The following is a 15,672-nucleotide window of genomic DNA, read 5'->3' as shown; positions in this document are numbered from 1 at the left end:
CCGCAAGTGCCGTTCCCGAACTTCGGCCGCGTCCCATGCCGGGATCCTAAGCGCGGCCATCGCATAGGGCATCGCCCCACGGGCAGAGCGCGAGTAAGACCAGAGGCACAGTGAGCGGCGACCGCGGGCCGATGCGACGGCGGAACGGCACGGACGACGCTGAAGAACATGGGACTCAGGGCGTGGAAACGAATGGCACGGATGTCGGTGCTCCCCTTGGGAGCCGCACAGCGGGCCCTCGTGGGTGGATCTCTGCGAGCGCTGGGCAGATTGACCGACGAATCTGCTCTGGAACTGCACGAACGGACGGCCGACCAGCTGTTCGAGGTACTCGGCAGTCTCAAGGGCGGGGTGATGAAGTTCGGTCAGGTGCTGTCGGTGTACGAGGCGGTCCTGCCGCCGGAGATCTCGGCCGTGTACCGGCAGAGGCTGGCGCGGCTGCAGGAGGCGGCGCGTCCCGAGGCCGAGGCCGTCGTGCACGGTGTCCTGGCCGAGGACCTCGGCGCGGACTGGCGGACGATGTTCGTCTCGTTCGACGACGAGCCGGTGGCCGCGGCCTCGCTGGCACAGGTGCATCGCGCGGTCTGGCGCGACGGCCGCGAGGTCGCGGTCAAGGTGCAGTACCCGGAAGCGCACGCGGATCTGCTCGGGGACAGGGACTCCCTCGTCATGGTGATGGGTTGGTTCACCAGGCTGGTCGCGCCCGCCTTGGACGGCCGGGCGATGGCCGAGGACCTCATGGACCGGCTCGCCGAGGAGCTCGACTACGCCCGGGAGGCCGAATCCCAGCGTGCCTTCCGCGCGGGTTTCGCCGGCTCGCCGGAGTTCCGGGTGCCCGACGTCGTGTGGCAGCAGGGCCGCGTCCTGGTGTCGGAGTGGGTGGGAGGCACCCCTCTGTCGGCGGTCATCGCCTCCGGTTCCCAGGAGGAGCGGGACCGGGCCGGGCTGCTGCTGACCCGCCTGATGTTCGACGCTCCCGTCCTGTGCGGCCGCCTGCATGGTGATCCCCACCCCGGCAACTTCCGGTTGTTCGACGACGGCTCTCTGGGTGTTCTGGACTTCGGCGCGGTGTACCGGCTGACGCCAGGGACCGAGAGCCCGCTCCACAAGTGGATGCGGATCCATCTGGCCGAGACGCCCGACGAGCTGCTCCGCACGCTGCGTGACGTCGGCTTCCTACGGCCGGGGGTCCGGGCCGACGCCGCGCGCCTGCAGGAGCTGTTCGCCCATTCGGGGCTGCCCGCGCACTCCGAGACGTTCGTCTTCACCCCGGACCACCTCCGCGAGACCGTGCGGCGTATGACCGCGTCCATGCCCGTCGCCCTGAGCCTGGCGTTCCCGCCGGACTTCGTCCACGCCCAGCGGTCTCTGGGCGTCGGGATCGGGGTCCTGTGCCAGCTGGAGGCGGAGGTCCCCTTCCAGGCCGAGGCGCTGCGCCGGCTCACCGGAGAGTGGGGACCTCCCCGCCCGCGGCCCAGGTGAGCTCGGCGCCGGGCACCGCCCAGCGTTCCGCGACCTCGGCCAGATCGGCGGCGTCCAGGGGGTCTCGTCCCAGGCCGATCGCGTAGCGAGTCCGGCCGCGGCCGGACTCGAACGGGCGCGGCCAGGCGTGGACGTCCCGCGCCCCGGACTCCTCCAGGAAGGCGAGCAGCGCCCGGAGGCGGCCCCGCGCCCGGCCCACCGCCTCATCCTGGACGGTCAGGACGGCCCATGCGGCGTGCCGGCGGTGCAGCGGAGGCGGGGCGAGCAGCTCGGGCCACGGGTCTCCGCCCGCCTCCAGGAGCTCCCAGGCGCGGAACAGTTCCCGTGCCAGCAGGTCGAGCATGTCGGGGCCGACCTGCTCAGTGCAGGAGCGCACGGGCTCGGTCGGCGTCAGTATCCGCAGCGGAGAGCCGTCCGGAGCCGCCGGGGCATCCGGACGTAGAGCGATCGGACGCCGCCAGTCCCAAGCCGCCCACGTGGCGAAGAAGTCCTCGGCCGAGCCTCCCTCCTGGACGGTCCGCGCCGCGAGCACCGCCCATGCCAACCCCGGCAGCCCTCCGAAGGGCGCCGAATCCAGGCCCCGGGCACGTGCCCATGCCTTGACGGCACGTGCCAGGGAGGCGAATTCCTCTTTCCGCTCGCCTACTGCGGCGAGTATCTCGTCCGCGTCGGTGATGGCGCTGAGGGCAATTTTCGCTGCTTCCCCGGAGCCTGCTTCGTCGTGGACGACGGCGATGTCCACCCCGAGCGCTGCGACGCGCAGTCTGATACCCGGAACTCTGGCTCCTTCGACGACCGTCACATGTGTTTCAGGGAAGGCGTTCTCCACTCGTTGCCGGAGATCGATGCCTTCCGGCAGGGACACGACGAGATCAAGATCCGAATCTTCCAGCTCACAGCCCATCCGGCGGGAGCCCGTCACTCTGAAATCGCCTTCCGGGACTGCTTTCCGCAACCGCCTCAGAACGTTCTCAGGCCGGTCGTCACGGCGTGGTCTCCCCGGTAGAGGGCTGCCTTTCGGGTCGAGCCAGCGCAGTTCCCCGCTGCCCAGGGCGAGGGCCGCGCGTGCCTGCATGGGCTCGTCTCCGCGTCGTGACAGCAGCAGGAGCTCTTCCACGCGGGCCTTCATCACCGGAAGCCTCACCTCGACAGGCTCGTCCAGAGGCACCTTCCCCAGCGTCAGATGCGGCGTGTAGCCCTCCGTCCGGGCCTTGCACTGCGGAAATCTGCTCTCCAGCGCACGCTGCATGTCCCGCCAGGGTCCCGCCCCCGCAGCCGCCGGATCGAGCCAGAGCGTCGCGTCCTGACGGTGCGTGAACGTCTGCACGCCTTCCAGCCGTGCGGTGAACGGCGGCACTTCGCCCGCGGCGTCACGCAACCCCGCTGCGGCGTCCTCGAACGAGGATTCCGGCACGAAACCGAAGAGAACGTTGACGTGCGGCGGCCATCTGTCCACCTGCGGGTCGCGTTCCCGCCGGATCGGCTGCACCGCCTCCCCGACCTCCTCGCCGGGCACCCACGCCACCGCCGTACGCGCCGTTGGACGCACCCCGACACCTGCGCTCCTGGCGTCCTCGGCGTACAGCTCCGCGAAGACCCCGTAGTGGTCGGAGATGTACAGCCCTTCCCCGTCCGGGACGTCCCCCAGCAGCTCCACCGCTCCGACATGCAGATCAGGACCCCGCAACAGCACCCTGTCGAGCCTCGCGGGAACCCCCGACAACGACGAAACGGCGGCGAGTGGATTGACCACCGGATCGAACGTCGGCGTCACGTCCCCTTCTCCGCGTGCCTCTACCCAGGCGTCACGCAGCCCCAGCACTTCCGTCGGCAGCGAGCTCCCGTCGTTGAAGTCCCCCATCAGCACGACGTCGCAGTCCAGCCCCGCCAGGATCTCCGCGAGCCTTCCGAGCTGCCCCCGACGCCGCGCCTCGCCCCGGTGGGAGTGGTCACTGCTCAGATGCGTCGTCGCGACCACGACCGGCCCGCCCACCGTCTCCACCGTCATCGCGGCGACGGCCTTGTACGGCCCCAGCGAATGCCGACCCACCTCCCGCACCGGCAACCGGCTGAGCAGCAACAACCCGCTGTCGGCCACATCCAACCGGGGTATGCCGGTGCTGAGCGTGTACCGCTCCCGCACCCACGGAGCCTGCAACAGCGAATCGAGGAGCGGCTTCTCCACCTCCTGGAGCGCGACGACATCCGCGTCGGCCTGCTCCAGCACATCCAGCAACCACGGCCTCCGCCGTGCCGTGAAGACCTTGTCGCTGTCGTACCGGTCCCAGAGCGTGTTCCACGTCAGCACCCGCAGCGGACCGCCGACGCTCTTCCGCCCGTCCTCCCGGGTCCGCCAACCACCGTCCTGCGCCCAGGAGAACACCCCACCGGTCTGGAAGAACCGCGCAGGCAGCAACCGAGGCATCCTGACGAGCCCGGCCTCGACCTCCCCGACGAGATCGATCCCCCGCTCCCGGTCCCACACCGGCACCCCGTCGGCCTCGATCCACACGATCCGGTGCCACGGAACGTCCCCGCCCGGCGTGAACCCCGCCATCGGCACCCGCTTGACGGGCCCCCCTCGGGTGGCCACCCCCAGCACGAACCGCGCGGGATCGAACCGCGGATCCCACTTGACCCGGTGGTAGATCTCCTCGCTCGTCCTCACCGCGCGGACTCTAAGCCGTCACCGGCCTCCACGGCCACCGATTAACCCCGAATGTGTCACCCGACCACTTCTCCTGAGCCCCGAGCCCACCCGTCCCCCTCCTTCTCCAGATAAGACGGAAGCGTCCCCGATCCAGCAAGGAGGGGAGAAGAAATGATCACCGTCATGGTCATCACCCTCATATCCCTGCTCTTCTTCGCGCTCTACCTCTGGCTCGTCCTCACCTTCGGCATCCGCACCCGCAAGACCACCTTCCACGACCCTTCCCGCTCCCCCGTCTCCCGCCGCCAGAAGCGCACCCTCTGGATCGTCGGCAAGAAGAACGACACCCACTCCGGACGATCCCCGGCACCACCGGCTCCGCGGCGTCCCGACCGGCCAGCCGACACTTCCGGCACTCCCGCCGCACAGGCCCCGAGCGCTCCTCCCCCTATGCCGCTTGACTTATTTCCCTGTGCACCCGGCACGCCCCGCCGTTTGCCATTGATCCGCCGAGGAATCACCTTCGCGAAACAACCGAAGGACCCGAGGCATCAATGATCACCATTCTGGCCGTCATCACGGCCACCTTTCTGCTGGGCCTCTATCTCGGCCATGTGGTCGGATTCGGCCTGCGCACCCGCCGAACCGTGATCCACTCCGACCCGGCGAAGCGCACCCCGCGCGAATTCCGCGACCGCAGATCGGTCCTCTGGGAACGACACGAACGCCCCGAGACCGCGATCGACCCCACCGGACCCGGCGGGGCCGAGTGAACCGCCCCCCGGTCAGCTCATTTTCGCCAGGAGCCCCCGGCATGCCTCCGCGCAGCGGCGGCAGACCTCGGCGCAGGCCCGGCAGTGCTCGTGGTGGCCGGCGTGCCGCTCGCACTCGGTCGCGCAGGCCGAGCATGCCTGCGCACAGGCCTGGAGCTGGGCGCGGGTGATGTTGGCGTCGTAGCCGGTGTGGCGCGACAGGACGCGGGCGGTGGTGTCGCAGATGTCGGCGCAGTCCAGGTCGGTGCGGATGCACTTGGCGAGGTCGGCGACGTCCTGCTCGCTGAGGCAGGCGTCGGCGCAGGCCGTGCACGCCTGCGAGCACTCCAGAAGGATCTCCACCGTGTCGGCGATCGCCTTCCGGTCCATGTTGATCGTGGCCGGGTAGGTCTCCAGCATCCTGGTGACGGACATGTGCTCTCCCCTTTCGCCGTGTTCGAACAGGTCTCTGGGGTCTCCGTCCCCACTGCGGCCCCACCCAACCGGACAAAACACACAAAAAGGGGATAACTAGCCAGAATTCAGCCACTCCGCGAGGACGGCCGCCTGGCTGTGCTCCACGTCGCGGGTGGCGGTCAGCAGCGTGACGCGCCGGCGGCCCGCGAGATCCCGCAGATGGTCGACGGCCTCGCGATGGCCCGCGTCGTGGAGCTCCTTCAGGTAGCGGCGACGGAACTCGGCGAACTTCTCCGGATCATGGCCGTACCAGCGCCGCAACTCGGTCGAGGGCGCGACGTCCTTCAGCCACTCGTCGAGGCGCGCCTTCTCCTTGCTCACGCCCCGCGGCCAGACCCTGTCGACGAGCACCCGCCTGCCGTCGCGGGCCGACGCCCCCTCCTGCACGCGGCGATAGGTGATCTGCCTGCCCATGGCACCTCCCGTCCACCCAGGGTATGCGCCGCCAAGCGGCCTCCCCGGCGGGAGAGCTCAGCACGTCACAGGAAGCGCACCCGCTCCGGCTCGTCCGAGCCCGGCTCCTGCACGTAGACCTTGCCGCCGTCCCGGATGACGCCGTCGAGGAACTCGTAGAGCTGCAGAGCCCGGTTGATCGTGTCGGTCTTGGTGTCCCCGCTCCGCTTGACGAGCTCGTCGAGCGCCAGCGTCGTCTTGGGCGTCAGGTTGACCGTGATCCGTTCCTTGATGGACGTCTCGGCCTTGGACATGCGGTCTCCTTCGCCCTGGCACTGGTTCATCTCTGCCCGTCAGCAAGCTGACCGCGGAGCATAGGCACGCTCAGTATGTCTTGTTGCCACATCCTGGACAAGCAAACCCCCGGCTTCCGCTCAGTTACTCATCTATAAGTGTCACAGAACATGCTTTTTATGCATACATCATATGCATGATGGATGCATCAAGCCCGCCTGTCGTTCGGTTCAAAGGCGGGACACGTCCGGGAAGGAATCCACGTCATGGGGGAACACAGAGCAGGCCGACAGGCCGGTCCCACCAGGTCCGGCGAGGGGCGGGCACGGCGGCGGACGCGGGTGCTGACCGCGGTCGCCCTCACCCACGGCGCCGCCTTCTTCGGAGGCGCCGTCGTGCGGGAGCCCTGGCCGGCGGTCCCGGTCCTGTGCCTGGTCCTGCTGTGGGGCACAGCCTGCCTCGGCCCCTTCGCCTGGCTCCAGTTCACCCTGGTCCGCAGAGGCGCCGAACTCGCCACGTCCACCGAGGAGATCCGCCAGCTGATGGACGTCATGATCCTGTCGTTCGTCAACGCCCTCGGCCACGCCGCCTTCCCGGGCGGCCGGCGCCGGGGAACGCGGCCGCACTTCACCGGCCAGCCCGCATCGATCCTGTTCCTGGACATCGTGGGCTTCGGCTCCCCGCGCCGCACCGACGCCGACCGGGCCGTGGTCCACGACGCCATGTACGAGAGCGCCCGCCGGGCCTGCGCCCGGGCCGGCATCTCCTGGTCGCACTGCCACCAGGAGGACAGGGGCGACGGCATCCTGCTGGTCCTGCCCCTGCACACCCCCACCGAGCGTGCGCTGAGCCCCTTCCTCCTGCCTCTGGCCGAGTTCCTGGACGAGCACAACCGGCAGGCGACGGAGGGCACGCGGATCCAGCTGCGGGTGGTCCTGCACGTGGGCCCGGTGCGATCCGCCTGGAACGCGGTGCGCGGCGAGGCGGTCATCCACGCCGCGCGGCTCCTGGACGCCGCGCCCGCCAAGAACGAGCAGCGCAGGGTCGGCGCCGACCTGACGTTCATCGCCTCCGTACTGGTCTACGAGACGATCATCAAGCACTCCCTGGACGGACTGGGGCCCGAGGCCTACCGGCCGATCGCCGCCCGCGTGAAGGAGTCAGAGCTGACCGGCTGGCTCTGCCTGCTCGGCACGCGCCGGCCCGCCCTCCTCCTGCACGTGGAGGATTCCGGCCAGCTCCTCACACGGGCGCACGTCCCTGATGGGCTTGCTGAGAAGCTGGCCTGAGGGCGTCTCGTCCTCGGTGACGCGAATACCGTGGATCTTGGAGAAGCCGAGGCCGATGTAGTACTCGTGGAGCCTGTCGTTGGTGCTCCAGGTGTCGATGCGCAGTTCTCTCGCCGACGGCCTCTCCAGCAGACCGCGCTGCGCGCCCCTGCCGATCAGGAACTCTCCGATCCGCATCCCCTTGTAGTGGCGGTCGACCACCAGCCGGTGCAGGTAGACCGCCGGAACCCGCAGCTCCCGCTCCGTCCACAGCCCGGGTGTGCCCGACACCTCGACGGTGACGCTCGCCACCAGGGTCCCGCCGTCCCGCAGCAGCCAGGTCCGCCCCCGCGCCACCCCGTCGCGGACCCTGGCGTTCCGGGCGGCCTCGTCGGGCCACGGCCGGTTCCACTGGTCGGTGCCGATCTTGTCGCGCAGCCAGCTTCCCGTCTCGTCGATGAGCCTGGTGATCTCTTCGACGTCATCGTCGGTCGCGAGACGGAGCACAAATGGTTCAGCCATTTTCCCAAAAAAAGCGATCGAGCCTCTTCTCGTCTTCGAGAAAGAGGACAACGGACAGGGTCAGCCTTCGGAACTCGCCTGACCAGGCTCGTCGATCACTCGCGGGGGGACTCTGCCGACGTTGTAATGGAGACGGTTACGGTCTGAGGGCCATATCGTAACAGTGAAACGGAAAGCATTGCCGTGCTGGTCGTAGGCGGTGCGGAAAGTTTCATAAACGGGAACCGAACCCGTCTCCGGAAGCCCGAAGAAGTCGGCCTCCGCCGGATTCGGCGGACGGACGTTGATCTCGTCGTGGTAGCCGGCCTGGGTGATCTTGAGGTCGGTCTCCCCCAGGTAGGCCACCACCCCCTGCGGGATGTCCTTGGCCTCCAGCAGTTTGACCGCCCCTTTGGTGACGAATTCGAGCGGGTAGTAGGAGGTCTGCAGCGACCAGGGCTTGTCCTCGATGGACCGTGTCTGGTGCCGCAGGACGACCTGGCTCTCCGGTGGCAGCCCGAGCCAATGAGCCACCTGCCCGGAGGCGAACTGCACCTCGACCCGGGGTTCGGTGTCGAAGGGGACGCGGCCCTGGACCGAGGCGTCCTTGCTGTAGTCCACGCCCTCGCCGCCGCCCGGAACGGTGATCTCGTTCTCCTCACCGGGGATCAGGCGGCGCGCCGACAACGTCACGTGGAACGGTTCCGGCCGGAAGAGCACGAAGGTGCCCTTGCCCGCCTCGGTCTCCACCACGCGCTGATCGGCCAGCCACCGGAGGGCGTCGCGGACCGTGTTGCGGGAGGCGTCGTAGTGGCCCTGGAGGTCCAGCTCCTTGGGCAGCTGGGCCCGCCCCGTCTTCACGTTGAACTCGCCGGCCTCGATGCGCCTGCGCAGGTCCTCCGCGACTTCGCGCCACTTGGCGTGCCTGGCCATCCATCCCCTCCTCCACTCGGAACCACTCAGCGCCGGCATGCCGGACCTCAGGCATCTCCCTACCTGGATACCCGAAGGAGAGGTCTGACATGCCTACCCAGGAAGGAGTTTGGCACAGACCACTTGTTGGTATAGGTGGGATGAGGCAAAATCAAGGACAGATTGACAGATCGATCCGGCCGGACCAGACCCAGGCCAGGACGGCCTGCCGCCGACGACCGCCGAACGAGGAGAAAGGCACGTGAGCAACAGGGAAGCGAGCCAGGAGGAGGTGGGCCACCTCGACCTCTCCGAGGAGGAGCCCACCCTCCGCGCCGAACTCAAGATCGACCGCCGATAGGCCCCGGCATCGGCTCGCTTCGCACCGGAGGGGACGAGAGCACCGAAAGGCCGGATGGAGGCGGGGCGGCCAAGGCACGCGGGAGCCGCGGCCCCTCCGCCGAAACGCGAGACCCCGACTTTGCGGGACGGGATCCCACCCGGCCTTTCGGCCCCCCCTCCCACATTCGCCAAATAACCCTCTTAAGAACAAAAACGAATCACAAAAAACACTTATTGGAGGATATAGACGGACAATCGGGACAGTTGTATCTTTCCTTCTAGGTCTGGCTTCTTATCCCGCAGAGAGGCGCCCGCATGACCGAGAAGATCCCGCACCCCCATCCCGATCCCGAGGTCGACGAGTCCCGGGGCTACATCACCGCAGTCGCCAGAGAGCTGTCCCTGCACGGCGTCGCCGTCGACCGGCTCTGGCTCGATCCCTGCCAGCCCGTCGACGCGACGATCGTCACCGGTGGCAGGGCGCTGGTCTGGAACGAGACCCACGGCTGGGCCGTGGGCGGCTTCGTCTCCGGCGAGCAGGGCGTACGCACCGTTCTGGCCGAAGCGCTCCTGCTGGGCGGGGGCGTCGTGCCGCCGCCGTCCGAGATCGCACGGCGGGCGGTGCTCGGACGCAGTGAGCCTCTCGTCGTTCGTGAGATCAGAGCCCGTGACGGGCTCAACGAGGTACTGCGAAGTTACTGATCCCGCCCGTTCGAACCGCCGGCCGCCCTGGAGGGGGTCGGCGGTCAGGTGTGTTCGGGGGTGGGGCGGGTGAGGTGGAGGTGGAGGGCTCGGGATTCGTGGCGGATGCGGAGGGTGAGGAGGGCGGTGTTGAGGAGGGTGAAGGTGAGGGCGGTGAGCCAGGCGGTGTGGATGAGGGGGAGGGCGAGGCCTTCCAGGGCCACGGCCAGGTAGTTGGGGTGGGGGAGCCAGGGGAGGCGGTAGGGGCCTCGGGTGACGCGGGGGAGGCCGGGGACGACGACGATGCGGGTGTTCCACTGGCGGCCGAGGGTGTGGATGCACCACCAGCGGAGGGCCTGGGCGGCCAGGACCAGGGCGAGCATGGGCCAGGCCAGGGCGGGGATGAAGGGGCGGTGCGCCAGGGGCGGCTCCAGGAGGCAGCCGGCGAGGAGTGCGGTGTGCAGGAGGGCGAACAGGGGGTAGTGGGCGCCGCCGGTGATGACGCCGCCCCGGGCCAGGCTCCAGCGGGTGTTGGCGCGGGCCACGGCCAGTTCGACCAGGCGTTCGGCCGCGATGAGGAGCACCAGGGCGGTGTACCAGGGGGACACGGCGGTCACCAGCGCAGGAGGACGAGTTCGGCGCAGAAGCCGGGGCCCAGGGCCAGGAGGAGGCCGAAGGCGCCGGGTTCGGGGCGCCGGGCGAGGGTGTCGCGCAGGACGTGCAGGACGGACGCGGACGACAGGTTGCCGTTGGCGGCCAGGGAGCGCCAGGTGACGTCGAGGGCGTCGGACGGGAGGTCGAGGGTCTCGGTGATGGCCTCGAGGACCTTGGGGCCGCCGGGGTGGCAGACCCAGCCGGTGATGTCCTTGGCGGTCAGGCCGTGTTCGGACAGGAAGCCGTCCACGTCGCGGGCGAGGTGGGTGCGGACGAGGTCGGGGATGCCGGGGTCCAGCATCACCTGGAAGCCCTTCTCCGAGACCCGCCAGCCCATCACGTGCTGGGTGCCGGGGTAGAAGCGGCTCCTGGTCGCGACCACGGCGGGGCCGCCGGAGGCGCGGCCCGCGCCGCGCACCACGGCCGCGGCCGCGCCGTCGCCGAACAAAGCGCTGCCCACGAAGTTGGCGATGGACAGGTCGTCGCGCTGCAGCGTCAGGGAGCACAGCTCGACCGACAGCAGCAGCGCCGTGTGCTCCGGCCAGCCGCGCAGGTAGTCGTGGACGCGGGCGAGCCCGGCGGCCCCGGCGGCGCAGCCGAGCCCGAACAGCGGCAGGCGTTTGACGTCGTGGCGCAGCCCGAGCCGTTCGACGAGCCGGGCGTCCAGGGAGGGCGCGGCCACCCCGGTCGTGGACGTCAGCAGGACCAGGTCGACGTCGGCGGGCGCGGTCCCCGCCGCCGCCAGCGCGGCGCCCGCCGCCTCGGCGCCCAGTTCCAGGGCCTCGGTGACATAGGCGTCGTTCGCCTCTCGAAATCCTGAAATTTCAATATAACGAGGAACGGGCAACGCGAGGTGCCGGAAGTCCACCCCGACATTGCGGTGCAGCCGTTCCAGCAGCGCCCGCTTCCCGCCCGCCAGCCCCCAGCCCCGGACGAAGGCCTCGGTCAGCTCGGACTGCGCGTAGCGGTGCCTCGGCAGCGCGCCGCGGACGGCGGCTATACGGGTCATGGGCACCTCGGGCAGCGGGCGGACGGGTCGTCTCTATGTTCATGGAGCCCCGGCCACCAAAACCACCCCCCATAAAAGCAAAATAAATCCCACGAAATGACTTTTCTTGAAATCAGCGGAATTTCGATATAATTAAGGAATCCGAATTCACCGGAAGGTCGGTCATCATGACGCGAACATCTGGATCAACCGGATCGACGATCACCCGCCCCGGCAAGCCGCCCGTCTGCAAGGCGGCCATGGGGGTGGGCGCGCTCTTCCTGCTCGTGGGCATCCTCGGGTTCATCCCGGGCATCACCACGAACTACGACACCATGCAGTTCGCCGGACACGACTCGAACGCCAAGCTCTTCGGCCTCTTCCAGGTGTCGGTCCTGCACAACATCGTGCACCTGCTCTTCGGCGTCCTGGGCCTCACCCTGGGCCGCTCACCCGGCACGGCCAAGGCCTTCCTCGTGTGGGGCGGCGCCGCCTACCTGCTCTTCTGGATCTACGGCCTGCTCGTCAACAAGAACCACGAGGCCAACTTCGTCCCGTTCAACCGGGCGGACGACTGGCTGCACTTCTTCCTGGGCCTCGGCATGATCGCCCTCGGCCTCCTGACCGCCCGCAAGGTCAAGTCCAGGTCCGCGGTCGGCGGCGGCGCGCACTCCAGGGGCGACCTGCCTCCGGGGTCGACCGCTCCCCGCGGCCGCCAGGAGCCGCGCGGCGGCGCACGCGGCCCGCGCGACATGCGCTGACACCCCGGCCGGACGGGCCCGGCCCGGCGCGGCCGGGCCGTCCGGGGTCCCTCAGCCCGGCCTGGTCGGCCGCAACGGCAGCGGCCTGGTCCGGGCCACGACGTCCTCGGCGGGCCGCCGCGCCGTCGGCGGCGTCTCCTCGGCGGCGTGGCCGAACCGCAGGATCGCCTGGACGTGCGTGCGCCGCGCGGGGTCGGCCAGGAGCGCCCGCAGGTCGGGGTGCTCCAGCGGCTGGGTGAACAGGCCGGTCGCCAGTCCCAGCCGGGTCGCCTCCAGCAGGACGCGCTGCAGCGCCTGCCCCGCCCGCAGCCAGTCGGCCGGCGTGTCCCTTCCGATGGCCGCCAGCACGGCGATCACCGGCTCGGACTCGAACTCCCGGACGGACGGCACGGGCCGCTCCAGATCGGGGGCGAAGTCCCGGACGGGGACGGTGTCGTCCCTGCTCCAGGGCCCCATCGCCGCCAGCGGGATCCCGTCCTCGCGGTAGGGGTCGTCGGTCGTCCAGGTGCGCAGCTCCGCGCGGTAGGCGACGTCGTTCCTCTTCCGCTCGTCGGCGGTCCGCACCAGGCCCAGCAGCAGCTCGCGTTCGGGCGCCCTCGTGAACTTCAGCTCGCCGCCCTGGAGCAGTGCGGCCTCCTCCAGCCTCCGCAGCGCGTCCGGCGGCACCGGCGTGTCACGGAACGGGCGGCGGCTGGTGCGCCGCACCGGGATCGCCTCGTACAGGGCCCGCTCGTCCATCGTGTAGGGCCCGTCGGCCGTGACGGTCGCGACGTGCCGCCCGTCCCCCGGCGCGGGCAGCAGTGCGAGGAAGGGCCGGCGGCCCGTCGCCGCCACGGCCAGGCAGAGGTTCAGCACGGCCGCGCCCAGGCTGAGGTGCAGCGCCCTCCCCTGCGGGTCGACGGACGGCAGCCGCCTCGAGGGGTCGGCGTGCACCTCGATCCGGTCGCCTTCGGGCAGGAACAGCCAGGGCTGCGTGTTGTGGATCGAAGGCGCCCGCACGGCCGCCTCCACACAGGCCAGGACCTCTTCGCGGCTCATCGGCTCCATGGCCCGCCTCCTTCGCCTTCTCCCGACGGCTGGGCCTCGAGCCTCCCACCTCCCCTCCTTCGGCCGCAGACCCCAAAGTCCCCCGCCCCGGGGGACTTTCGCCCCCTTCAGCGGTGTTCTCGCCGCCCGGAGGATCCGGCCGGGGTGGCACTCCCCTGCCCCCTCGCCTCGACGCGGCGCTGGGGCGGGGACCCGGCAGGCCCTCCGGACGGCGAAGCCCGGGGGTTCAGCCCCCCACGGGGGTCCAGCGGCTCTCGTCGGCGGCGCTGCGCTCGACGGCGTCCAGGACCTGCTGGACGCGCAGCCCGTCGGCGAACGAGGGGGCGGGATCGGCGCCTTCGGCGATCGCCGCCAGGAAGTCCCGCACCTCGTGGGTGAAGGTGTGCTCGTAGCCGAGGCCGTGGCCGGGGGGCCACCAGGCGCCCGCGTACGGGTGCCCGGGTTCGGTGACGAGGATGCGGCGGAAGCCCGCCTCCTCCGCGGGCAGGGTGTCGTCGTGGAAGTGCAGTTCGTTGAGCGACTCGAAGTCGAAGGCGAGGCTGCCCAGCGAGCCGTTGACCTCCAGGCGCAGGGAGTTCTTGCGCCCCGGCGCGAACCGGCTGGCCTCGAACGAGGCGAGCGCTCCCCCTTCCAGCCGGCCGATGAACACGACCGCGTCGTCGACGGTGACGGCTCCCGTGCCGGTCCCGTCCGGCAGCGGGCGCTCCTTGACGAAGGTCTCGCTGAGCCCGGACACCCCGGTCAGCGCCTCCCCGGTGATGTACTGGGCCATGTCGACGATGTGGGCGCCGATGTCGCCCAGCGCGCCGGACCCGGCCTTCTCCCGGCGCAGCCGCCACACCAGCGGGTGCTGCGGATCGACGATCCAGTCCTGGAGGTACTGGGCGCGGACGTGGCGGACCGTTCCGATCCGCCCGTCGGCGACGAGCTTGCGGGCGAACGCCACCGCGGGCACCCGCCGGTAGTTGAAGGCGACCATGCTGCGCACCCCGCGGGCCGCGGCGGCCTCGGCGGCCGCCGCCATCTCCGCGGCCTCCGCCACGGAGTTGGCCAGCGGTTTCTCGCAGAGCACGTGTTTTCCCGCCGCCAGGGCGGCGATCGCGATCTCGGCGTGGGTGTCGCCCGGCGTGCAGATGTCGATGACGTGCACGTCGTCGCGTTCCAGCAGCCGCCGCCAGTCGGTCTCGGCGCCGGCCCAGCCGAGCTCGGCCGCGGCGGCGCTCGTGCGCTGCCGCGACCGGCCGGCCAGGACCGTCATGCTAGGCCGCACGGGCAGGTCGAAGAAGGCGCCGACACTGCGCCACGCCTGCGAGTGCACGCGGCCCATGAAGGCGTGTCCGACCATGCCGACCCCGAGCGCGGGCCTGTTCTCCGTCACGGAAAGCCTCTCCTAGGACTCGAAGCCGAGCGGCAGGTAGGTGTCGACGTTGTCCTTGGTGATCGTCTCCGAGGCCAGCGTGATCGACTGCGGCACTCCCTGCTCGACCAGGTCGCTCATACCCTTGCCCTGGGCGATCAGACGGGCCAGCTTGACCGCCGACGAGGCCATGCTGGGGCTGTAGGTGACGGTCGCCTCCAGCACGGACGAGCCGCTCTTGATCTCCCGCATGGCGTTGGCCGAACCGGCGCCGCCGACCATGAAGAACTCGTTGCGGTTCGCCTCCTTGATCGCGGCCAGGACGCCGACGCCCTGGTCGTCGTCGTGGTTCCACAGCGCGTCGATCTTCTTGTGCGCCTGCAGGAGGTTGGTGGCCACGTCCGTGCCGGACTGGACGGTGAACTGGGCGTCCTGCTGGGCCGTCACGGTGAACCCGTAGGTCTTCAGCGCGTCGGCGAAGCCCTTGCTGCGGTCCTGGGTGAGCGGGAGCGTGGCGATGCCCTGGATCTCCAGGATGACGGGCTCGGCGACGCCCTTCTCCTTGAGCTTCGCGCCGATGTAGTGGCCGGCCGCCACGCCCATGCCGTAGTTGTCGCCGCCGATCCACGTCCGGTACGAGAGCTTGTCGGGGAAGACCCGGTCGAGGTTGACGACCGGGATGCCCGCGTCGGACGCCTTGCGGGCGACCTGGTTGAGCTGCTGGCCGTCGTTGGGCAGGATGACGAGCGCCCCGACCTTGGCGTCGATGAGGGACTCGACCGCGGCGATCTGCTGGTTGATGTCGTTGGTGGGCTCGACCGCCTTGAACTCCACGTCGGAGTACAGCTTCGCGGTGGCCTCGGCGTTCTTGGCGATCGCGGCGATCCAGCCGTGGTCGGCGGCCGGGGCGGAGAAGCCGATGACGACCTTCTGACCCGGCTTCTCGTTGTCGGTGCCGGCCAGGGCGGGGGCCGAGGCGGACTTCTCGTCGTTGGAGGCGTTGCTGGTGCAGGCCGACGCGAGCAGGCCGCCGCCGATGACGGCTCCGCCGAACAGGAATCCGCGGCGTCCGGGGCTGTGGGACATGGGGTCTCCCTGGGGGGTGGGGGTGGT

General features: G+C 70.0%; 16 protein-coding genes. 5 read left to right on the top strand and 11 right to left on the bottom strand.

The genetic code is table 11. The features are described 5' to 3' along the window. Nucleotides 1-270 precede the first annotated feature (270 nt). Nucleotides 271-1,482 carry an ABC1 kinase family protein gene (locus C2865_RS17080; RefSeq protein ID WP_232835661.1) on the top strand — a complete coding sequence of 404 codons (1,212 nt, stop codon included), beginning with the start codon at nt 271-273 and terminating at the stop codon, nt 1,480-1,482. On the opposite strand, the gene C2865_RS17075 is transcribed toward C2865_RS17080, so the two are convergent. Then, nucleotides 1,442-4,150: a poly(A) polymerase gene (locus tag C2865_RS17075; RefSeq protein ID WP_106399488.1), complete on the bottom strand. Its 2,709-nt coding sequence runs from the start codon at nt 4,148-4,150 to the stop codon at nt 1,442-1,444. The two genes, C2865_RS17080 and C2865_RS17075, sit on opposite strands and share 41 nt — an antisense overlap. A 153-nt stretch (nt 4,151-4,303) precedes the next feature. Here C2865_RS17075 and C2865_RS39435 point away from each other — a divergent pair, with 153 nt between their 5' ends. Together C2865_RS39435 and C2865_RS17070 are read left to right on the top strand one after the other, a co-directional pair. Continuing rightward, the gene (locus C2865_RS39435; protein ID WP_157963760.1) at nt 4,304-4,690 is read left to right on the top strand and encodes a hypothetical protein; all 387 of its coding nucleotides are present in this window, start codon (nt 4,304-4,306) and stop codon (nt 4,688-4,690) included. Next, nucleotides 4,687-4,905: a hypothetical protein gene (locus tag C2865_RS17070; RefSeq protein WP_106399487.1), complete on the top strand. Its 219-nt coding sequence runs from the start codon at nt 4,687-4,689 to the stop codon at nt 4,903-4,905. The genes C2865_RS39435 and C2865_RS17070 overlap by 4 nt, the downstream gene beginning before the upstream one ends. Nucleotides 4,906-4,917: 12 nt before the next feature. Here the strand turns inward: C2865_RS17070 and C2865_RS17065 are convergent, their stop codons facing one another. From C2865_RS17065 to C2865_RS17045, 5 genes are all read right to left on the bottom strand, one after another. After that, on the bottom strand, nt 4,918-5,319 hold the full coding sequence (locus tag C2865_RS17065; RefSeq protein ID WP_106399486.1) for a four-helix bundle copper-binding protein: 402 nt from the start codon (nt 5,317-5,319) through the stop codon (nt 4,918-4,920). A 96-nt stretch (nt 5,320-5,415) separates the two neighbouring features. Further along, entirely contained in the window at nt 5,416-5,775 is a 360-nt protein-coding gene (locus tag C2865_RS17060) for a DUF488 domain-containing protein (protein WP_106399485.1), read from the bottom strand. Nucleotides 5,776-5,840: 65 nt separating this feature from the next. Next, on the bottom strand, nt 5,841-6,068 hold the full coding sequence (locus tag C2865_RS17055) for a ribbon-helix-helix domain-containing protein (protein WP_106399484.1): 228 nt from the start codon (nt 6,066-6,068) through the stop codon (nt 5,841-5,843). Nucleotides 6,069-7,208: 1,140 nt separating this feature from the next. Beyond that, nucleotides 7,209-7,838: a GNAT family N-acetyltransferase gene (locus C2865_RS17050; protein WP_106399483.1), complete on the bottom strand. Its 630-nt coding sequence runs from the start codon at nt 7,836-7,838 to the stop codon at nt 7,209-7,211. A 60-nt stretch (nt 7,839-7,898) separates the two neighbouring features. Beyond that, complete coding sequence (locus C2865_RS17045) at nt 7,899-8,750, bottom strand: GntR family transcriptional regulator (protein WP_198653395.1); 852 nt, start codon at nt 8,748-8,750, stop codon at nt 7,899-7,901. 636 nt (nt 8,751-9,386) lie between these two features. Here C2865_RS17045 and C2865_RS17040 point away from each other — a divergent pair. Further along, nucleotides 9,387-9,773, top strand: coding sequence for a DUF6292 family protein (locus C2865_RS17040; RefSeq protein WP_106399481.1), 387 nt, complete (start codon nt 9,387-9,389; stop codon nt 9,771-9,773). A gap of 44 nt (nt 9,774-9,817) precedes the next feature. Here the strand turns inward: C2865_RS17040 and C2865_RS17035 are convergent, their stop codons facing one another. Continuing rightward, nucleotides 9,818-10,369: an isoprenylcysteine carboxyl methyltransferase family protein gene (locus tag C2865_RS17035; protein ID WP_232835660.1), complete on the bottom strand. Its 552-nt coding sequence runs from the start codon at nt 10,367-10,369 to the stop codon at nt 9,818-9,820. Then, nucleotides 10,366-11,415: a type III polyketide synthase gene (locus C2865_RS17030; RefSeq protein WP_106399480.1), complete on the bottom strand. Its 1,050-nt coding sequence runs from the start codon at nt 11,413-11,415 to the stop codon at nt 10,366-10,368. Before C2865_RS17030 ends, C2865_RS17035 begins: the two co-directional genes overlap by 4 nt. Before the next feature lie 167 nt (nt 11,416-11,582). Here C2865_RS17030 and C2865_RS17025 point away from each other — a divergent pair, with 167 nt between their 5' ends. After that, nucleotides 11,583-12,155 carry a DUF4383 domain-containing protein gene (locus C2865_RS17025; protein ID WP_106399479.1) on the top strand — a complete coding sequence of 191 codons (573 nt, stop codon included), beginning with the start codon at nt 11,583-11,585 and terminating at the stop codon, nt 12,153-12,155. A 51-nt stretch (nt 12,156-12,206) separates the two neighbouring features. Here the strand turns inward: C2865_RS17025 and C2865_RS17020 are convergent, their stop codons facing one another. The 3 genes from C2865_RS17020 to C2865_RS17010 form a co-directional block, all read right to left on the bottom strand. Continuing rightward, on the bottom strand, nt 12,207-13,202 hold the full coding sequence (locus C2865_RS17020) for an Acg family FMN-binding oxidoreductase (protein WP_106399478.1): 996 nt from the start codon (nt 13,200-13,202) through the stop codon (nt 12,207-12,209). Nucleotides 13,203-13,428: 226 nt separating this feature from the next. Continuing rightward, on the bottom strand, nt 13,429-14,580 hold the full coding sequence (locus C2865_RS17015) for a Gfo/Idh/MocA family protein (RefSeq protein WP_232835659.1): 1,152 nt from the start codon (nt 14,578-14,580) through the stop codon (nt 13,429-13,431). A 12-nt stretch (nt 14,581-14,592) separates the two neighbouring features. Then, on the bottom strand, nt 14,593-15,645 hold the full coding sequence (locus tag C2865_RS17010) for an ABC transporter substrate-binding protein (RefSeq protein WP_106399477.1): 1,053 nt from the start codon (nt 15,643-15,645) through the stop codon (nt 14,593-14,595). Nucleotides 15,646-15,672 lie beyond the last annotated feature (27 nt).

The organism is Actinocorallia populi, from assembly GCF_002995495.1.
Lineage (GTDB): Bacteria > Actinomycetota > Actinomycetes > Streptosporangiales > Streptosporangiaceae > Actinocorallia > Actinocorallia populi.
This window is presented reverse-complemented; position numbering and strand designations above follow the sequence as displayed.

Coding starts and splice junctions, on each gene's coding strand:
- C2865_RS17040 (WP_106399481.1), top strand. CDS start 9,387: ATGACCGAGAAGATCCCGCACCCCCATCCCGATCCCGAGGTCGACGAG.
- C2865_RS17060 (WP_106399485.1), bottom strand. CDS start 5,775: ATGGGCAGGCAGATCACCTATCGCCGCGTGCAGGAGGGGGCGTCGGCC.
- C2865_RS17010 (WP_106399477.1), bottom strand. CDS start 15,645: ATGTCCCACAGCCCCGGACGCCGCGGATTCCTGTTCGGCGGAGCCGTC.
- C2865_RS17070 (WP_106399487.1), top strand. CDS start 4,687: ATGATCACCATTCTGGCCGTCATCACGGCCACCTTTCTGCTGGGCCTC.
- C2865_RS17055 (WP_106399484.1), bottom strand. CDS start 6,068: ATGTCCAAGGCCGAGACGTCCATCAAGGAACGGATCACGGTCAACCTG.
- C2865_RS17050 (WP_106399483.1), bottom strand. CDS start 7,838: ATGGCTGAACCATTTGTGCTCCGTCTCGCGACCGACGATGACGTCGAA.
- C2865_RS17025 (WP_106399479.1), top strand. CDS start 11,583: ATGACGCGAACATCTGGATCAACCGGATCGACGATCACCCGCCCCGGC.
- C2865_RS17030 (WP_106399480.1), bottom strand. CDS start 11,415: ATGACCCGTATAGCCGCCGTCCGCGGCGCGCTGCCGAGGCACCGCTAC.
- C2865_RS17020 (WP_106399478.1), bottom strand. CDS start 13,202: ATGGAGCCGATGAGCCGCGAAGAGGTCCTGGCCTGTGTGGAGGCGGCC.
- C2865_RS17065 (WP_106399486.1), bottom strand. CDS start 5,319: ATGTCCGTCACCAGGATGCTGGAGACCTACCCGGCCACGATCAACATG.
- C2865_RS17045 (WP_198653395.1), bottom strand. CDS start 8,750: ATGGCCAGGCACGCCAAGTGGCGCGAAGTCGCGGAGGACCTGCGCAGG.
- C2865_RS39435 (WP_157963760.1), top strand. CDS start 4,304: ATGATCACCGTCATGGTCATCACCCTCATATCCCTGCTCTTCTTCGCG.